The organism is Nostocoides japonicum T1-X7 (assembly GCF_001046855.1).
In the GTDB taxonomy this organism is placed as follows: Bacteria; Actinomycetota; Actinomycetes; order Actinomycetales; family Dermatophilaceae; genus Nostocoides; species Nostocoides japonicum.
This window is the reverse complement of sequence record NZ_HF570958.1, coordinates 1751493-1767574: the sequence shown is the minus strand read 5'-3', so window position 1 is coordinate 1767574 and position 16082 is coordinate 1751493. Positions and strand designations below refer to the sequence as shown.

General features: G+C 72.8%; 16 protein-coding genes. 10 read left to right on the top strand and 6 right to left on the bottom strand.

Annotated features, from left to right (window positions below; translation table 11 throughout):
* Positions 1 to 454: coiled-coil domain-containing protein (locus tag BN12_RS25065; protein WP_235432336.1), on the bottom strand; the 454-nt coding region annotated here is incomplete at its 3' end.
* A 271-nt stretch (positions 455 to 725) separates the two neighbouring features.
* On the bottom strand, positions 726 to 2867 hold the full coding sequence (locus tag BN12_RS07905) for a hypothetical protein (protein ID WP_048551486.1): 2142 nt from the start codon (positions 2865 to 2867) through the stop codon (positions 726 to 728).
* A gap of 36 nt (positions 2868 to 2903) precedes the next feature.
* Here BN12_RS07905 and BN12_RS07900 point away from each other — a divergent pair, with 36 nt between their 5' ends.
* Complete coding sequence (locus BN12_RS07900) at positions 2904 to 3623, top strand: TIGR03089 family protein (RefSeq protein ID WP_048551483.1); 720 nt, start codon at positions 2904 to 2906, stop codon at positions 3621 to 3623.
* 33 nt (positions 3624 to 3656) lie between these two features.
* Positions 3657 to 4880: an L-2-hydroxyglutarate oxidase gene (gene lhgO / locus BN12_RS07895; RefSeq protein WP_048556118.1), complete on the top strand. Its 1224-nt coding sequence runs from the start codon at positions 3657 to 3659 to the stop codon at positions 4878 to 4880.
* 29 nt (positions 4881 to 4909) lie between these two features.
* Here the strand turns inward: lhgO and BN12_RS07890 are convergent, their stop codons facing one another.
* Entirely contained in the window at positions 4910 to 6538 is a 1629-nt protein-coding gene (locus BN12_RS07890; protein ID WP_157635406.1) for a hypothetical protein, read from the bottom strand.
* Positions 6539 to 6626: 88 nt separating this feature from the next.
* Here BN12_RS07890 and BN12_RS07885 point away from each other — a divergent pair, with 88 nt between their 5' ends.
* The 4 genes from BN12_RS07885 to ispD are packed head-to-tail and all read left to right on the top strand — an operon-like array spanning position 6627 to position 9528.
* Positions 6627 to 7430 (top strand): CoA transferase subunit A, encoded by an 804-nt coding sequence (locus BN12_RS07885; RefSeq protein WP_048551480.1) that lies wholly within the window; start codon positions 6627 to 6629, stop codon positions 7428 to 7430.
* 4 nt (positions 7431 to 7434) lie between these two features.
* On the top strand, positions 7435 to 8082 hold the full coding sequence (locus tag BN12_RS07880; RefSeq protein WP_048551479.1) for a CoA transferase subunit B: 648 nt from the start codon (positions 7435 to 7437) through the stop codon (positions 8080 to 8082).
* 58 nt (positions 8083 to 8140) lie between these two features.
* Positions 8141 to 8764, top strand: coding sequence for a class I SAM-dependent methyltransferase (locus tag BN12_RS07875; protein ID WP_235432335.1), 624 nt, complete (start codon positions 8141 to 8143; stop codon positions 8762 to 8764).
* Positions 8765 to 8769: 5 nt separating this feature from the next.
* Complete coding sequence (gene ispD / locus BN12_RS07870) at positions 8770 to 9528, top strand: 2-C-methyl-D-erythritol 4-phosphate cytidylyltransferase (protein WP_048556117.1); 759 nt, start codon at positions 8770 to 8772, stop codon at positions 9526 to 9528.
* 83 nt (positions 9529 to 9611) lie between these two features.
* Here ispD and rfbD read toward each other — a convergent pair whose 3' ends face one another.
* Positions 9612 to 10475: a dTDP-4-dehydrorhamnose reductase gene (gene rfbD / locus BN12_RS07865; protein ID WP_268807001.1), complete on the bottom strand. Its 864-nt coding sequence runs from the start codon at positions 10473 to 10475 to the stop codon at positions 9612 to 9614.
* Positions 10472 to 11479, bottom strand: coding sequence for a dTDP-glucose 4,6-dehydratase (gene rfbB, locus BN12_RS07860; protein WP_048556115.1), 1008 nt, complete (start codon positions 11477 to 11479; stop codon positions 10472 to 10474). Before rfbB ends, rfbD begins: the two co-directional genes overlap by 4 nt.
* 58 nt (positions 11480 to 11537) lie before the next feature.
* On the opposite strand from rfbB, the gene rfbA reads away from it, so the two are divergent.
* Together rfbA and BN12_RS07850 are read left to right on the top strand one after the other, a co-directional pair.
* Positions 11538 to 12431, top strand: a complete 894-nt coding sequence (gene rfbA / locus BN12_RS07855) for a glucose-1-phosphate thymidylyltransferase RfbA (RefSeq protein ID WP_048551475.1) — start codon at positions 11538 to 11540, stop codon at positions 12429 to 12431.
* The gene (locus tag BN12_RS07850) at positions 12431 to 13051 is read left to right on the top strand and encodes a dTDP-4-dehydrorhamnose 3,5-epimerase family protein (protein ID WP_048551473.1); all 621 of its coding nucleotides are present in this window, start codon (positions 12431 to 12433) and stop codon (positions 13049 to 13051) included. The genes rfbA and BN12_RS07850 overlap by 1 nt, the downstream gene beginning before the upstream one ends.
* 43 nt (positions 13052 to 13094) lie before the next feature.
* Here the strand turns inward: BN12_RS07850 and BN12_RS07845 are convergent, their stop codons facing one another.
* Entirely contained in the window at positions 13095 to 13499 is a 405-nt protein-coding gene (locus BN12_RS07845) for an adenylyltransferase/cytidyltransferase family protein (RefSeq protein ID WP_048551470.1), read from the bottom strand.
* Between the two features lie 189 nt (positions 13500 to 13688).
* On the opposite strand from BN12_RS07845, the gene BN12_RS24400 reads away from it, so the two are divergent.
* Together BN12_RS24400 and BN12_RS24395 are read left to right on the top strand one after the other, a co-directional pair.
* A complete protein-coding gene (locus BN12_RS24400; RefSeq protein WP_157635405.1) occupies positions 13689 to 14921 on the top strand; it encodes a CDP-glycerol glycerophosphotransferase family protein in 1233 nt (410 codons plus the stop codon).
* Positions 14918 to 16082: CDP-glycerol glycerophosphotransferase family protein (locus BN12_RS24395; protein ID WP_048551456.1), on the top strand; the 1165-nt coding region annotated here is incomplete at its 3' end. The genes BN12_RS24400 and BN12_RS24395, both read left to right, overlap by 4 nt.

Here is a 16082-nt window from a genome sequence, read left to right as displayed (position 1 = left end):
GGCGTTCGCTGATCGCGTCGACGACCGTCGCGAGATCGAGGAGGTCCTGAGGCCCGTCGGATCGCAGGAGCGCGCCCATCGTCCCGAACGACCCGCCCTCCTGGTAGGCGAGGGACGCGTCCTGGCGCACCGCGAGCTCGGCGGTGTCGGCGTCCCGCTCCGCGCTCTCGGCATCAGACTGCGCCGCCTGGGCCGTGGCGGTCCGGACCTGGAGGAGCGCCGCGGCCTGCCCGTATGCCGCCGCCGCCGCGGACACCTCGGCCTGCAGCGCGATGAGCCGCGCCGACGCCGCCTGATAGGCGGCCTGGACCTGCTTGACGCGCGCCTTGTCGGGTACTGCCGAGAGCTGCGAGACCGCGGCCACGTCGGGCGTCGTGGCCAGCGCCGGGCTGCCCACGAGCGGGACGAGGGAGACGACGCCTGCCGTGAGCGCCACGACGCGGACCCAGCGCATGGCAGGCCGACGCCGATGGCAGGTCAGCGGGCCGCGCGTCATCGGTCCTCCGGACAAGGCGGGCGGCGCCGGCCCCGCGGTCTCTCCCGAAGGAGACTCCGAGGGGCCCTGGAGGGTCTCCCGGTGGTCGCGGTCGGGCACGGTCCAGCGCCGAGGTCGCGCGCGACGTTAGCCGCCGCCCGCCGCCCGACCGGCACGCCACGCCCACCTCGGCGGAGTTCACCGGGTTTTCACAGGAACGACCACCCGCATCACGCCCCGCTGCGTCGCGTCACGGGGCTACCGGGCCTGTGGGGGCCACACCGATCCAGACGTCGAGGGGCAGGTCGACGAGATGGTCCGGTCGGTGCTCGAGGAGCCGGGCATCCTCCTGGACCGTCACCGCGCTCACCTGACGCACGTCCGTCGCCCGCGCCGTCCGCAGGCCGGAGGCGTCGGACGCGGCGAGGAGCACGAGGCGGCCACCGCGGGACGCGACGTCGCGGGACACCGCCCGCACCGTCGCCGGCAGGTCGCCGCCGGACCGGAGGGCCTGGGTCGTCGACAGGGCCGGTCGCCCGCACTGGCCGCGCACGACCTGCGGCCACTCGTTCGCGGCCCGGGAGTCGACCATGAGGGCCACGTCGTGCGGCCCGAGGGCGGCGCATACCGCCTCGACGGCACGGAGCGACCCTGCCTCGACACGCTCGCCGCGATGTGGCCACGTGGCGAGGACGGTCGGGACGAGCAGGACGAGGACGACGAGGGACGCCGCCGCGGGCCCCGCCACCCGACCGGGCACGTGGCCGACGAGCCAGGCCGCCCCCGCGACGACGAGACCGACGACGAGGAGGAGGGCGATGAGGATCCGGCGGTCGGCCCATGGGTGGTCCGGAGTGATGCCCGGGCGCCACAGGGTGAGCAGCGTCGACCCGGCCGCCACGAGCAGCGGCCCCGACCACGCGGGTAGCGAGCGTCCGGCGACCCAGGCGCTCCCCACCGTCCAGAGGGCGACCGACAGCGCGGCGAGGGCGACCCCGAGGGCCGGCCACCCGACCCACCAGGCGAGCCACGCGACGCTGTGCTCGGCATACGTCCGGGCGCCGTCGACCGTCACGCCCTCACGCAGCTGGAGGGCGGCGACGTATCGCGAGCCGGGGTCGTCGGGGCTCTGCCGGACGACCTGCCACAGCGGACGGCTCGCGAGGACGAGCCCGGCGAGCGCGGTGAGGGCCGCGAGAGCACCAGGGAGCAGGCGAGCGACGGTCCGTGGCATACCGACGCCGCGGCGGGAGAGGAGGACGACGACGGCGCAGCCGAGGGCGACGACGACGGCGCCGGCCGCGAGCGGCACGAGCGACCCGGAGATGTCGCCGAGGTAGCGGTAGCTGAGCCAGAGGGCGGCGAGGAGGGCGTAGGCGGTGCCGACCCATGCCCAGGTGAGGAGCGGCCGGGCCCAGGGCCGGCGCTGGAGGACGGCGAGGGCACCGACGACGGTCAGCAGGACGGTCTCCCGCAGGGCGTCGGCCCGCAGCAGCATCGTCGCGCCGACGAGGAGCCCCGCGACCGCCCCGGAGGTGGCGCCCACGCCCCGATCGGGTGCCACACCGCCAGCAGTCCGCTCCGAGGTAGCCCGGTTGGTCGTGGCGCTCATGCCCCGATCGGGTGCCAGACCGCCACGGCCCGTCGCTGCGGCCGAGACGAGGGCGAGGAGGGCCGCGACGAGGGCGAGGTCGGCGAGCGGCTCGGACAGCGTGGACCGCCCGGTGTGGACGACGGGGAACACGAGAGCGGCGAGGGCGGCGGCGATCGGGCCCCACCGCATCCCCACGCAGCGGCCGACGAGCAGGCCGAAGCCGAGGAGGGTGAGGCCCGTGAGCAGCGGCGGGACGACGAGGATCGCTCCCGCCCCGCCGACCCAGTAGGCCAGGGAGTAGACCGCGGCCGGCCCGATGACGAACTGCGGCTGGACGGCCGGGTGCGAGGCCGAGCCGACCTCGTAGAATGCGGGGCTCGCGAGGGTGATGCCCGGGCGCTCCAGCGTGGCCGCCCCCCCGATCGTCGACGCCGGGACGGGCACGACCCGCCGATGGGTCTCGGCGAGGGAGATCGCGGCCTGGACGTTGCTCCCGGCGTCGCGGCGCGGGAGCACCTGCTCGGCCCTCGTGGCCCCCAACCACACCGTCGCGGCGACGGCGACGGCGACGAGGAGGACGCCGGTGGCCCGCCCCACCGCGCCGGCCGGGACCCTGGCGGCGAGGAGCCAGGACTGCCACGCGACGGCGAGGACGACGAGCGTCCCGACGACGGGATCCCACAGGCCGACAGCCGACAGCGGCACGCAGAGTGCCGACACCCCGACGAGCCACAGCCCGGCCGCGACGACGACCTGCTGGAGCACGCGTCCGAGGCGCTCGTCAGGTCCGGTCGTCACGGTCGGTGAGGCTATCGCCCGCCGTAGGGTGAGCCCGTGCGCACTCCCGCCGACGTCCTCGCCGACCTCGTGACCGCCGACCCCGGCCGGCCGAGGATCACGATGTACGACGACACTCCCGGGGGCGGCGGGGAGCGCGTCGAGCTGAGCGCCCGGGTCCTCGCCAACTGGGTCGCCAAGGCGGGCAACGCGCTCCAGGAGGAGTGGGACGCCGCGCCCGGCAGCCGGATCCGGCTCGCCCTGCCGCCGCACTGGCGGGCGGTGTACTGGGCCTTCGCCACATGGTCGGTCGGTGCATGTGTCGTCCTCGGCGAGCAGCCCGATGTCGACCTCGTCGTGTCCGACGACGTGCGGGTCGTCGAGGACGTCGTCGGCGACGACGGTGCCGCGGTCCTCGTCTCCCTCCCGTCCCTGGCTCGCGCCGCGACCGTCGTCGTCCCGGCGGGTGCCATGGACGAGGCGAAGGAGCTCGCGACGTATGCCGACCAGCTGGCCCCCTGGGCCGAGCCGTCGCGCGACGATCCGGCGCTCGACGCGGACGGCGAGCACACGGCATACGAGACCATCATCGAGCGGGGCGGGCTCGAGCCGGGCGCCCGCGTCCACACGCGGACGACGGACCTCGGCGCACTGCTCCGGACGGTTCTCGCCGCCTGGGCGGTCCGCGGCTCCGTGGTGCTCACGCGCGGCGCGCCGGACGAGGCACGGCTCGCCGCACGGCTGGCGGCCGAGGCCGTCACCGTCGACCTGCCCTGAGCGCCCAGCGGGCGCGACCTAGAGTTGGGGCTCATGAGCCCGTCCCCCGCCCGCGTCGTCGTCGTCGTCGGGGGCGGCATCATCGGCCTCGCCGTCGCCGACCGGCTCCGTGCGGACCGTCCCGACGCGGACGTGACCGTCCTGGAGAAGGAACGGGCCTGGGCCCGGCACCAGACCGGCCGCAACAGCGGAGTCATCCACTCCGGCCTCTACTACGCCCCCGGGTCCCACAAGGCGCGCATGTGCCGGGCCGGGGCGACGTCGATGGCCGCCTTCGCCGAGGCCGAGGGCGTCCCCTACGCGATCTGCGGCAAGCTCGTCGTCGCGACCCGCGAGGACGAGCTGCCGGGACTGCGCCGGCTTCTCGAGCGCGGGCGGGCCAACGGGCTGACGGTTCGGGAGCTCACGCCCGAGCAGGCGCGGGAGTACGAGCCCCACGTCCGGTGTGTCGCCGCCCTGCACGTCGCCGAGACCGGGATCGTCGACTACGTCGAGGTATGCCGTGCTCTCGCCCGCCGCCTCGAGACCGGCGGCGCGACGCTCAGCACCGGCGCCGAGCTCGTCGCCGGGCACCGCGGGCGGGGCCGCAACGGTGCGACCCTGCTGGAGACGACGGCCGGCGACATCGAGGCCGACGTCGTCGTCAACTGCGCCGGCCTGTGGTCCGACGTCGTCGCCCGCCGCCTCGGTCACCGCACCGACGTGCGGATCGTCCCCTTCCGCGGCGAGTACCACGACCTGTCCCCCCGGGCCGCGCAGCTCGTCCGCGGGCTCGTCTACCCGGTGCCCGACCCGGGCTTCCCCTTCCTCGGCGTCCATCTGACCCGCGGGATCGACGGGCACGTGCACGCCGGCCCGAACGCCGTCCTCGCCCTCGCCCGAGAAGGGTACTCGTGGGGCACGGTCCACCCGAGGGAGGCGCTGCAGACGCTGACGTTTCCGGGGTTCTGGCGGCTCGCCGCCGCGAACTGGCGCCCGGGTGGCGCCGAGATGGCCCGGTCCCTGTCGCGGAGACGGTTCGCGGCGAGCGTCCGCGAGATCCTCCCCGACGTCGGCGTCGACGACCTCAGCCCCGCCCCGGCCGGCGTGCGGGCCCAGGCGATGCACCGCGACGGGTCGCTCGTCGACGACTTCCTCATCGAGGGCGACGACCGGATCGTCCACGTCCTCAACGCCCCCTCGCCGGCCGCGACGAGCGCCCTGGAGATCGCCCGCCACGTCGCGAGCCTGGTCCGGTCCGGACGCGACGCCGCCTGAGGTGCGGGGCCGGCGACGCAGGCCCCGAGTCAGTGGACGCGGTAGAGGACCATGCCGTCGTTCCTCGTCGCCATGACCGGGGCCCAGTTCGAGGGCAGCGAGTGGTGCCTCTTGAGCCACGGTTCGAGAGCCCGGGCGCAGAACCCACAGGGTGTCTGCGGACCCGTTCGCACGAGCAGCACGTAGTCGCCCTTCACGGGGTTCGGATCGACGCCCGTGAGGGACCGGACCCCGGCGGTCCACAGCTTCCGTCCTCCCAGCGGCCCCTTGCGGTATGCCGGGAGGAGCCGCAGGGTGTGCCGGTCCGACCACACCGTGCCCACGTCGACACGGTGGGCGGCCAGGTAGGCGCGGACCTCGCCCAGCGGCGCGCCTCCGTTGGGTGCGAGGCTCGGACTTGCAGCGACCTCCTCGGCCCAGGTCGCAGCCGGTCCGAGGAGGACCGCCACGGCGAGAGCGGCTCCGAGGGCGGGGGTCCAGTGCGGGCGGCGGACCCGCCGCGCGACGAACCGGGCGACCACGTGGAGCAGGCCCGCGGCGGCCAGCGAGGCGAACGGGATGAAGGCGATCCAGTAGCGCTGCACGTCGAGCCTCCCGAAGGGATGGTCCGGCAGGAACATCCCGCCGACGCCGGCGAAGGTGACGTAGGCGAAGAGGAAGGCGAACCCGGACAGTCGGGCGGCCCGGTCGCGCAGGACGACCGACACCGTGGCGAGGGCGCCGACGACGAGCATCCAGAACCCGCCGGGCGGCGCGCCCGGTCCGCCCAGAGCGCGCGCCACGTAGCCGAGGTAGAAGAGGCGGTCCTTCCCGACGAGCTTCTTGGCCATCGCGATATCGGACGGATTGGTGGTTCCCGCGAGGTTCTGTCCCAGCAGGGTCTTCGGCTTGAGCAACGGGTTGCCGTAGGCGAGCGCCGAGATGCCGACGTCGAGCGAGGCCCACACGAGGACGCCCAGGCCGCAGAGCACGACGGTCCGGCGGATGCTGCCGCGAACCCAGAGGACGACGAGCACGATAGGCCAGCAGAGCAGAGCGGTCTCCCGTGCCTCGAAGCTCCACCCGAGGAGGAACCCGACGACGACCAGCAGAGCGTTCGTGCCGGCACTGGACCTCTCGAGCCCCCCCACGAACCGTCCGCGCACGATGATCGCGACGACGAGGGCGGCCATGATGAGGGCCATCGACATGACATCGGGGTAGTAGCGGGACATGTTGAGGAACACGACCCAGTTCGTCACTGTGAGCAGCACGGCGACGATCCCCGCGATCGGCCCCCACCACCGGCGGGCGACGAGGTAGAGGCTGCCGGTCAGGGTCGCCGACGCGAGCACTGCCCAGACGTAGTAGGTGACCTGGGCGTTACCGAGCAGGTGGGCGACGGGGACGACCGGAAGGATCATCCCGTATCGCGTGTAGCCGAGCGGAACCCAGGCGGTCGTGGGGAAGTGCAGCGCCGCCTGGACGTAGTGCCACGGGTCGGTCGAGACGATCTCGGTCCGCCAGACGAGCGTGACGACGGCGGTGAGGGCGCCGACGACGACGGCCGTGAGGACGTCCGCCCCCGTCCACGGGGTTCCCGTGAGTGCGTCCGGGCGCGGGCCCGGCGGCTCGGAGTCCTCGGGCGCCAGATTGGCTGTCGTCGACGTGTCGGACACGGACACCGAGTATGGCAAGAGGGCCAGGTCCCCCCAAACCGGGCCGGTTCCGGGACCCCGCCGATCCTCGATGAGTAGGGTGACGTCCATGGACAAGGTCGTCTCCTCGGCGCGGGTCGCCATCGAAGGAATCGGCGACGGCGCGTCGCTGGCGGTCGGCGGATTCGGGCTGTGCGGCATACCGAGCGTGCTCATCCAGGCAGTCCACGACGCCGGCGTGAAGGACCTCGAGGTCATCTCCAACAACTGCGGCGTGGACGACTGGGGCCTGGGAATCCTGCTCTCCGACAAGCGGATCCGGCGCATGGTCTCCTCCTACGTCGGGGAGAACAAGGAGTTCGCGCGCCAGTACCTGGAGGGTGAGCTGGAGGTCGAGCTGACCCCCCAGGGCACCCTCGCCGAGCGGCTCCGGGCCGGCGGAGCGGGCATCCCGGCGTTCTACACGATCACCGGTGCCGGGACCCAGATCGCCGAGGGCGGCCTGCCCTGGCGGTATGCCGCCGACGGTTCCGTGGCCGTCGCGTCGCCGCCGAAGGAGACGAAGTCCTTCGACCTCGGTCGTGGCCCGAAGGACTACGTGCTGGAGCGGGCGATCGTCACCGACTTCGGCCTCGTCCGGGCGTGGAAGGGCGATCGGCACGGCAACCTCGTCTTCCACGAGTCGGCCCGCAACTTCAATCCCCTGTGCGCGATGTCGGGCCGGGTGACGGTCGCCGAGGTCGAGGAGCTCGTCGAGCCCGGCGACCTCGACGCCGACTCCGTCCACCTGCCCGGCATCTACGTCCACCGCGTCCTGCCGCTCACCCGCGAGCAGTCCGCGGAGAAGCGCATCGAGCGGCGCACCGTCCGCCCCGCTCCGGGTGCCGACCCCGCCGACCGGAAGGAGGCCTGACGGCATGGCCCTGACCCGCGAGCAGATGGCCGCCCGCGCCGCAACCGAGCTGACCGACGGCTCCTACGTCAACCTCGGCATCGGGCTGCCCACGCTCGTGCCGAACTACGTTCCCGACGACGTCGAGATCGTCCTCCAGTCGGAGAACGGCATCCTCGGCGTCGGCGCCTACCCCCTCGAGGAGGACGTCGATCCCGACCTCATCAACGCGGGCAAGGAGACGGTCACCCTCCGCAAGGGCGCGAGCTTCTTCGACTCCGCGACGAGCTTCGGGATGATCCGCGGCGGCAAGGTCGACGCGGCCATCCTCGGCGCCATGCAGGTCTCGGCGAGAGGCGACATCGCCAACTGGACGATCCCCGGCAAGATGATCAAGGGCATGGGCGGCGCGATGGACCTCGTCCACGGCGCGAAGAAGGTCATCGTCCTCATGGAGCACACCGCGAAGGACGGCTCCTACAAGATCGTCGAGGAGTGCTCGCTGCCCCTCACCGGGCAGCGCGTCGTCAACCGGATCATCACCGACCTCGCCGTCATCGACGTCACCGGCGACGGGCTCGTCCTGCGTGAGACCGCTCCGGGCGTGTCCGTCGAGGAGGTCCGCGAACGCACCGAGCCCGTCCTCACCGTCGCACTCGGCGCCCACGCCTAGGGTTGGGCGCGGACGATCACCGCGTGGAAGAGACCGAGCGATCGATGGGATGCCTACCATGACCGACCCCGAGGGCCGGGGCACCGGACGGGAGACGGCCGGATCGGAGTATGCGGCCCGTCTCGAGCGACTGCAGAGTGCCCGCTGGAAGCGGCTCCTCGACGTCCAGCGCCCGTACCGCTGGAACCTCCGGCGCCTTCGGCTGGGCCGGACCCTCGACATCGGGTGTGGCCTCGGGCGCAACCTGCGCCATCTGCCTGAAGGGTCGGTGGGCGTCGACCACAACGCCGAGTCCATCGCGTCATGCCGGATCCAGGGGCTGGAGGCGTACACGACGGAGGAGTTCACAAGAACCCCGAGTGGCTCACCTGCGGACGTCTTCGACTCGATGCTGATGGCCCACGTTCTCGAGCATGTCGCGCAGGACGTCGCCGACGACATCCTGGGCCAGTACCTTCCCATGCTCCGGCCCGGCGGCCAGGTCGTCCTCATCACGCCGCAGGAGGTCGGCTTCCGCAGCGACGAGACCCACGTGCGGTTCGTCGACTTCGGCGTCGCACGCGACCACGCCGAGCGGGTGGGTCTGGTGGTCGATCGTTGTTACTCCTTCCCCTTCCCGCGGCCGGTCGGCAAGGTCTTCGCCTACAACGAGTTCGTGACCGTCGCGCACAAGCCCGCGTGACCGACATGCCTGCCAGCACGGCGCGACACACGGTCCGGCCGCGCCGGACCGTCGCTGTGGTCCTCGCCGGCGGCACGGGTTCGCGGGTCGGCGGCGAGATGCCCAAGCAGCTCATCGAGGTGGCCGGCCGGACGGTGCTGGAGCACACTCTCACCGCCGTCGGTCGGTCCGCGGCGGTCGACGAGATCCTCCTGCTCATGCACCCGGACCACATCGACGAGGCACATCGCCTCGCGTCCGGCCACCCCAAGGTGGCCCAGGTTCTCGCCGGCGGGGCGACGCGCAGCGACACGACACGGATCGCCCTGGAGGCGATCGCCGCCCGAGCGGACCCAAAGGAGGACCCGCTCGTCCTCCTGCATGACGCGGCCCGGCCGCTCGTCGACGACCGGATCATCGGCGACGTCGTCGCGGCGCTGGCCGACCACGACGCCGTCACCGTCGCCATCCCCTCCGCCGACACGCTCGTCGTCGTCGACGACGACGGTCTCGTCACGGCCATGCCCGACCGCGCACGCGTGTGGCGCAGCCAGACCCCCCAGGGCTTCCGGTTGTCCGTCATCCGGGCCGCGTTCGAGCGGGCGACGGCCGACCCGGCGTTCACGGCCACCGACGACTGCTCCGTCGTCTTCGCCCACCTCCCGGACGTTCCCATCGCAGTGGTCCGGGGCTCGACGACGAACCTGAAGGTCACCCATCCCGAGGACGTCGCCGTCCTCGAGCTGCTGCTCCGCGAGCGGTCCGACCGACATCCTGACCGCTGAGGGGTCGGTTCCCGGCGTTCGTTCGGGAGCGGCGGTCGGACGCCGGGCCTCGCGGACCCCGGTCCGAGACGACAGGTCGCCGTTCAGGTGGCCGGTGCGGCGAGCCCGGCCAGCGCCTCGGCGAGCGCGACGTCCCACGCGCGCGGCTGCGCGATGCCCGACCGCCCCCACCGACCCTTCCCGAGGACGCTGTAGGCGGGTCGCGGCGCCGGCAGCGGGTAGTCGGCCGAGGTCGTGGGACGCACCCGCTCCGGGTCGAGACCTGCGCCCTCGAAGAGCGCCCGGGCGAACCCGAACCAGGTCGTCTCCCCGTCGCCCGACGCGTGCCAGTACCCGGGATCCGCGCCGCCGACGACGAGCCGGTGGATCGCCTCGGCGACCTCGACCGTCCACGTCGGCTGACCGTGCTGGTCGGCGACGACGCTCACGGTCTCCCGCTCGCCGGCGAGCCGGAGCATCGTCGCGGCGAAGTTCCTCCCGTGCGCCCCGTAGAGCCACGCGGTCCGCACGACGAGCGAGCTCGGGTCCTCGGCGCGGACCGCCCACTCCCCGGCGGCCTTCGTCCGGCCGTATGCCGTGCGCGGGGCAGGTGGCGCGTCCTCGGCATACGGGCTGCTCGCCTCGCCGTCGAAGACGTAGTCGGTCGACACGTGGACCGTCCGGGCACCCACGGCGGACGCGGCGCGGGCCACGTTCGCGGCTCCGACGGCGTTGACGGCGAAGGCGTCGGCCTCGTCGGACTCCGCGGCGTCGACCGCCGTGTACGCGGCGCAGTTGACGACGACGTCGAACCCCGCCACGGCGTCCCGGCACGACCTCGGCGACACCACGTCGACGACGGACCGGTCGGCGCCCGCGACGGTCTCGCCGTGCCGGGCCAGCACGTCGACGACATCGCGACCGAGCATCCCGCCCGCCCCCACGACGAGCCAGCGCCGTCCGGTCACCGGGCGATCACCGCCTGGGTGATCGCATACTTGCGCTCCGTCTCCTCCTTCATCGGCCGCCACCACGCCTCGTTGGCGACGTACCAGTCGATCGTCGCCCGGAGCCCGTCCCGGAAGCTGCGGTACCGGGGGGCCCACCCGAGCTCCGCACGCAGCAGGCCCGAGTCGATGGCATACCGCCGGTCGTGCCCAGGGCGGTCGGTCACGTGGTCGACGTCGTCGGGGTCGCGGCCCATGAGCTCGAGGACGAGTCGCACGACGTCGCGGTTGCTCACCTCGCCGTCGGCGCCGATGAGATAGGTCTCGCCGATCCGGCCCCTGTCGACGATGGCCCAGACGGCGCTGTTGTGGTCGTCGACGTGGATCCAGTCGCGGACGTTGAGCCCGTCGCCGTAGAGCTTGGGCCGCACGCCGTCGACGACGTTGGTGATCTGCCGCGGGATGAACTTCTCCACGTGCTGGCGCGGCCCGTAGTTGTTGCTGCAGTTGGAGATCGTCGCCCGCAGGCCGAAGGAGCGGACCCAGGCGCGGACGAGCAGGTCCGAGCCCGCCTTGGTCGCCGAGTACGGGCTGCTCGGGTTGTAGGGCGTGTCCTCGGTGAACCGCGTCGGGTCGTCGAGCTCGAGGTCGCCGTAGACCTCGTCGGTCGAGATGTGGTGGTAGCGCACGTCGTGGCGGCGGCAGGCCTCGATGAGCGTGTACGTGCCGACGAGGTTGGTCCGCAGGAAGGGGCTGGGGTCGGCGAGCGAGTTGTCGTTGTGCGACTCGGCGGCGAAGTGGACGACGACGTCGGCCTCGCGGACCAGCCGGTCGACGAGCGGCGCGTCGGCGACGTCGCCCTCGACGAAGGCGATGCGGTCGAGGGCGCCCTCGAGGGAGTGCCTCGTCCCGGCATACGTCAAGGCATCGAGCACCGTCACCTCGGCGTCGGGGCGGCCAGCAAGGGTGAGGTGGACGAAGTTGGAGCCGATGAACCCGGCCCCTCCCGTGACGAGCACACGCATGGCCGCAAGAGTACCGATCGCCCGCTTCGCCCGGGCCTGATCGGTAGGCTGGCCGATCATGAAGGGAATCGTCCTGGCGGGGGGCTCGGGGACGCGGCTTCACCCCATCACCCGCGCCATCAGCAAGCAGCTCATGCCGGTCTACGACAAGCCGATGGTCTACTACCCACTGTCGACGCTCATGATGGCCGGGTGCCGTGAGGTGCTCGTCATCACGACCCCGCACGACAGCGAGCAGTTCCGGCGCCTGCTCGGCGACGGGTCGGCGTGGGGCATGGAGATCTCGTATGCCGTCCAGCCCAGCCCCGACGGGCTCGCCCAGGCGTTCGTCATCGGTGCCGACTTCATCGGCGACGACACGGTGGGTCTCGTCCTCGGCGACAACATCTTCCACGGCTCCGGTCTCGGGACTGCGCTGGGGCGGCAGGGCCCGGTGGCGGGGGGCCACATCTTCGCCTACCGGGTCAGCGAGCCGAGCGCCTACGGCGTCGTCGAGTTCGCGCCGGACGGGCATGTCCTGTCGATCGAGGAGAAGCCCGCGCACCCGAAGTCGAACTACGCCGTGCCCGGGCTCTACTTCTACGACAACGACGTCATCGACATCGCGCGGTCGCTCACGCCGTCGGCGCGGGGAGAGCTGGAGATCACCGGGGTCAACGAGGCCTACCTCCACCGCGGAGATCTCACCGTCACCGTGCTCCCCCGAGGGACGGCGTGGCTCGACACCGGGACCTTCGAGGGCCTCATCGAGGCCAGCTCCTTCGTCCACGTCGTCGAGCAGCGGCAGGGCCTGAAGATCGGCTGCGTCGAGGAGGTCGCGTGGCGCAACGGCTGGATCGACGACGCGCAGCTGACGGATCTCGGGGAGGCGCAGGCCAAGAGCGGCTACGGGACCTATCTCACGGGCCTGCTCGCGACCCAGGCGTCGGAGCCCATGATGGTGGCGCCCTGATGGACGTGCGACCCCTGAGCATCGCGGGAGCCTTCGAGGTCACCCCCGTCGTCCACGGCGACCACCGGGGCGCCTTCCTCGAGTCGTTCCGCGCCGACGTCCTCGCCGAGCACGTCGGACACCGGCTCGAGGTGCTGCAGACCAACGTCTCGGTGTCCAGCCGCGGCACGGTGCGCGGCATCCACTTCGCCGACATCCCGCCGAGCCAGGCGAAGTACGTCACGTGCCTCGCCGGCTCGTTCATCGACTACGTCGTCGACATCCGTGTCGGGTCGCCCACGTTCGGACGGTGGGACAGCGTCCTCCTCGACACCGTCGACCGGCGGGCGATCTATCTCGCCGAGGGTCTCGGCCACGCCATCGTGGCCCTCGAGGACGCCTCGACGGTCATGTATCTGGTCAGTGCCCCCTACGACCCCGGCCGCGAACACGGCATCCACCCGCTCGATCCGCAGGTGGGTCTCGCCCTGCCCGACGGCATCGAGCCGATCCTCTCGGCCAAGGACGCACAGGCGCCGACGCTCGCCGAGGCGGCCGAGAGCGGGCTCCTTCCCACGTATGCCGACGCCGTGGCCTACCAGGCGGAGCTCGCCGGGTCCCCCGCCACCGCCGGTCGGTAGCCGGACCACCCGCGGCCGCGCCGGCCCGCCGACGGCCCGACCCTCAGGCGTGTCGCGCGACGATGTGCTCGATGAGCGCTGTCGTCGAGACCGACGGGGTCCGCTCGAAGTACACGACCTCGACGATGTCCGAGAGGTCGTCGAACCGGCCCTTCCAGTCGTCGCCCATGGCGAGGACGTCCGCGCCGTACCGGAGCAGGTAGCTGCGCTTGAGCTCGAGGCTCTCCTCGAGGAAGACCTCGTCGACCGGCTTGAGCGCCGCGACGATCTCCATCCGCTCCTCCTCCGAGAACACCGGCGGGCGGCCCTTCTTCGCGATGTTGAGGGCATCGGCGGACACACCGACGACGAGCCGGTCGCCGAGGGCCGCGGCACGCTCGATGAGGCGAAGGTGGCCGACGTGGAACACGTCGTAGGTCCCGAAGGTCAGGACGGTGCGACCCGACATGGGCCCTCCTCTGGTATGGACGTCACGCTGCCTGTCGAAGGGTAGTCGGCCGGGTCCCCATGCCCGTGGCAGGCACGACCGCGCCAGCCGGTCGCGCGTTCGAGACCGGACGCGTCGGCGAACTAGACCGGACGCTGCGGCGAAGCGCCTCGACCGGCGCACGCCGGCCCCCCGGTAGAGTCACTCGTCGTGAATCGCGTTCCCGCGTTGGCCGCCGGGTCCGGCGCGGAGTTCGCGAGACGCGCCGTCGGGATCGTCACGGACCGGGTCGTCGAGGCGCGCGACGGACGGATCCACTCGCTGACGGCCCATCCCGACGACCGGTTCGACGTCGTCATGTTCTTCGCGGGGACGGCAGCCCAGCTCTACCAGGTCCGTCACTGGCTCGGGCCGCTCACCGAGCTGGACCGCCACCTGCGCGTCGCCATCCTCTTCCGCGACGCCCGCAACGCGCGGGCGATCGCCGGCGAGACCTCCCTTCCCGTCCGGATGTCGCGGCGCAGCGATGCGTGCAACCGATGGATCGACGGGTCGGGGGCCCGCCTCGTCCTCTATGCCAACCACAACACCGACAACTTCCAGACCCTCCGCCTCCGTCGCCCGGCCCACGCTCACGTCAACCACGGCGAGAGCGAGAAGATCGCCATGGTGTCCAACCAGCTCAAGGCCTACGACCGCACCTTCGTCGCAGGACCGGCATCGCGGGAGCGGATCCTCCACACGCTCGTCGACTTCGACCCGGCCCGGATCGTGGAGATCGGGCGCCCGCAGATCGACGTTCCACCGGGCCCCCGTCATCTGCCCGCGAGCGACCGCACGACGGTCCTGTACGCGCCGACGTGGGAGGGCGACACGGCCGCGATGGCATACGGGTCCGTGGCCGACCACGGCGTCGCCATCGCGACCGCCGTGCTCGCGAGTCCACGCCACCGGCTGCTCTACCGGCCCCACCCGCAGACCGGCACGCGCTCCCGACGAACGGCCGCGGCCGACCAACGCATCCGCGAGCTCACCCGGCGCGCCGCCGCCGCCGATCCCGCGGTGGGTCATGTCGTCGACGACGGTCCCGAGTGGGGCTGGCAGTGGGCGGAGGCGGATGTCTGCGTGTGCGACGTCTCGGCCGTCGTCTTCGACTGGCTCGCCACCGGCAAGCCGCTGCTTCTCACGCCGCCCGACGACACGGCGACCGAGGTGGGTGCGACGACCGATCGGCTGCCCCGGCTCGCGGACGGGGAGGAGGAGCGGGTCCTGGACCGCCTGAGCGACCCGACCGACGCCGAGCTCGTGGCCCTCCTCGTCGCTCATCACTTCGGCGACACCTCGCCGGGCGCGAGCATGGGCCGCTTCGTCGACGCCTGTCGCCGGACGGTCACCGACCGGCGCAGGGCGCTCGGCGAGGACGACGGGATGCACCCGGCGTGAGCGGCGTCTTCACGTTCGCGACGGGGAACGTGTCCAAGGTCCTCGGGCTGCCGCTCTACGCCGTCGGCCGTGGGCTCTCCCTCCTCGTGCCGCGCGACCCGCGCCGCTGGGTCGTCGGGAGCGCGTTCGGGGTCAGTGACGGCGCCAGGGCGCTCGTCGAAACGGTTCGGTCCCGTCCCGACGCCCCACGGATCACCTGGCTCGCCACGAACGACGACGAGGCCGCCGACGCCCAGCGGCTGGGGGTCGACGCCGTGCGGCGCGACTCGCTGACCGGCTTCCGCGCGACCCTCCGCGCCGGAACCGTCGTCGTCACCCACGGGTTCGGTGACGTCAGCCGGTATGCCGTCGACGGCGCCCGCGTCGTGCAGCTCTGGCACGGCACGCCCCTCAAGCGGCTCCATCTCGACACCCCGGCCGCCATGGCCTTCCCGATCCTCGACCGGACGGCCCTCGGGCGCCGGCTCATCGGGGCGATGTACCGCCGCGGGACCCGCCGCATCGATCTCATCCCGGCGTCCTCGGCGACCGCCGCCGACCGGCTCGCGAGCGCCTTCGCCCTCGACCGCTCGACGGTGCAGGTCCTCGGCGAGCCGCGCACGGACGTCCTCTTCGCCGGCCCGACGTCCGAGCGGGAGGCGAGCGCGAGGCGGCGCCTGGAGTCCGCCGTCGGCCCGCTCGGCGACGCGAGGGTCGTCCTGCACGCCCCGACCTGGCGCGACGGCGCCGTCGACCCCGGCATCCCCGACGCGAACGACTGGAGGGCCATCGGGCGCTGGCTCGAGGCCCGAGACCTCGTCCTCGTCGTGCGCCCCCACCCCCTGGGAGTCGGTGACTGGGGCCGCGACGACCCTCGCGTCAAGGTGCTGACGCCGGACGCGGTCTCGTCCCTCAACGACGTCCTCTGGTCCGCGGCGGTCCTCGTCACGGACTACTCGTCGACGGCCGTCGACTTCGCCGTCACGGGCCGGCCGACGGTCTTCCTCGCACCGGACGCTGCGGACTACACCGCGACGAGAGGCCTCTACGAGCCGTATGCCGCGACGACCGGCGGTCAGGTCGCCCACACGTGGTCGCAGGTCCGGGACCGCATCGACGCGGTGCTCGAGGACGGCCCGGCGCGCGAGGCAGCGGCGAGCGCCGCCGCCGCCCCCCCCCCCC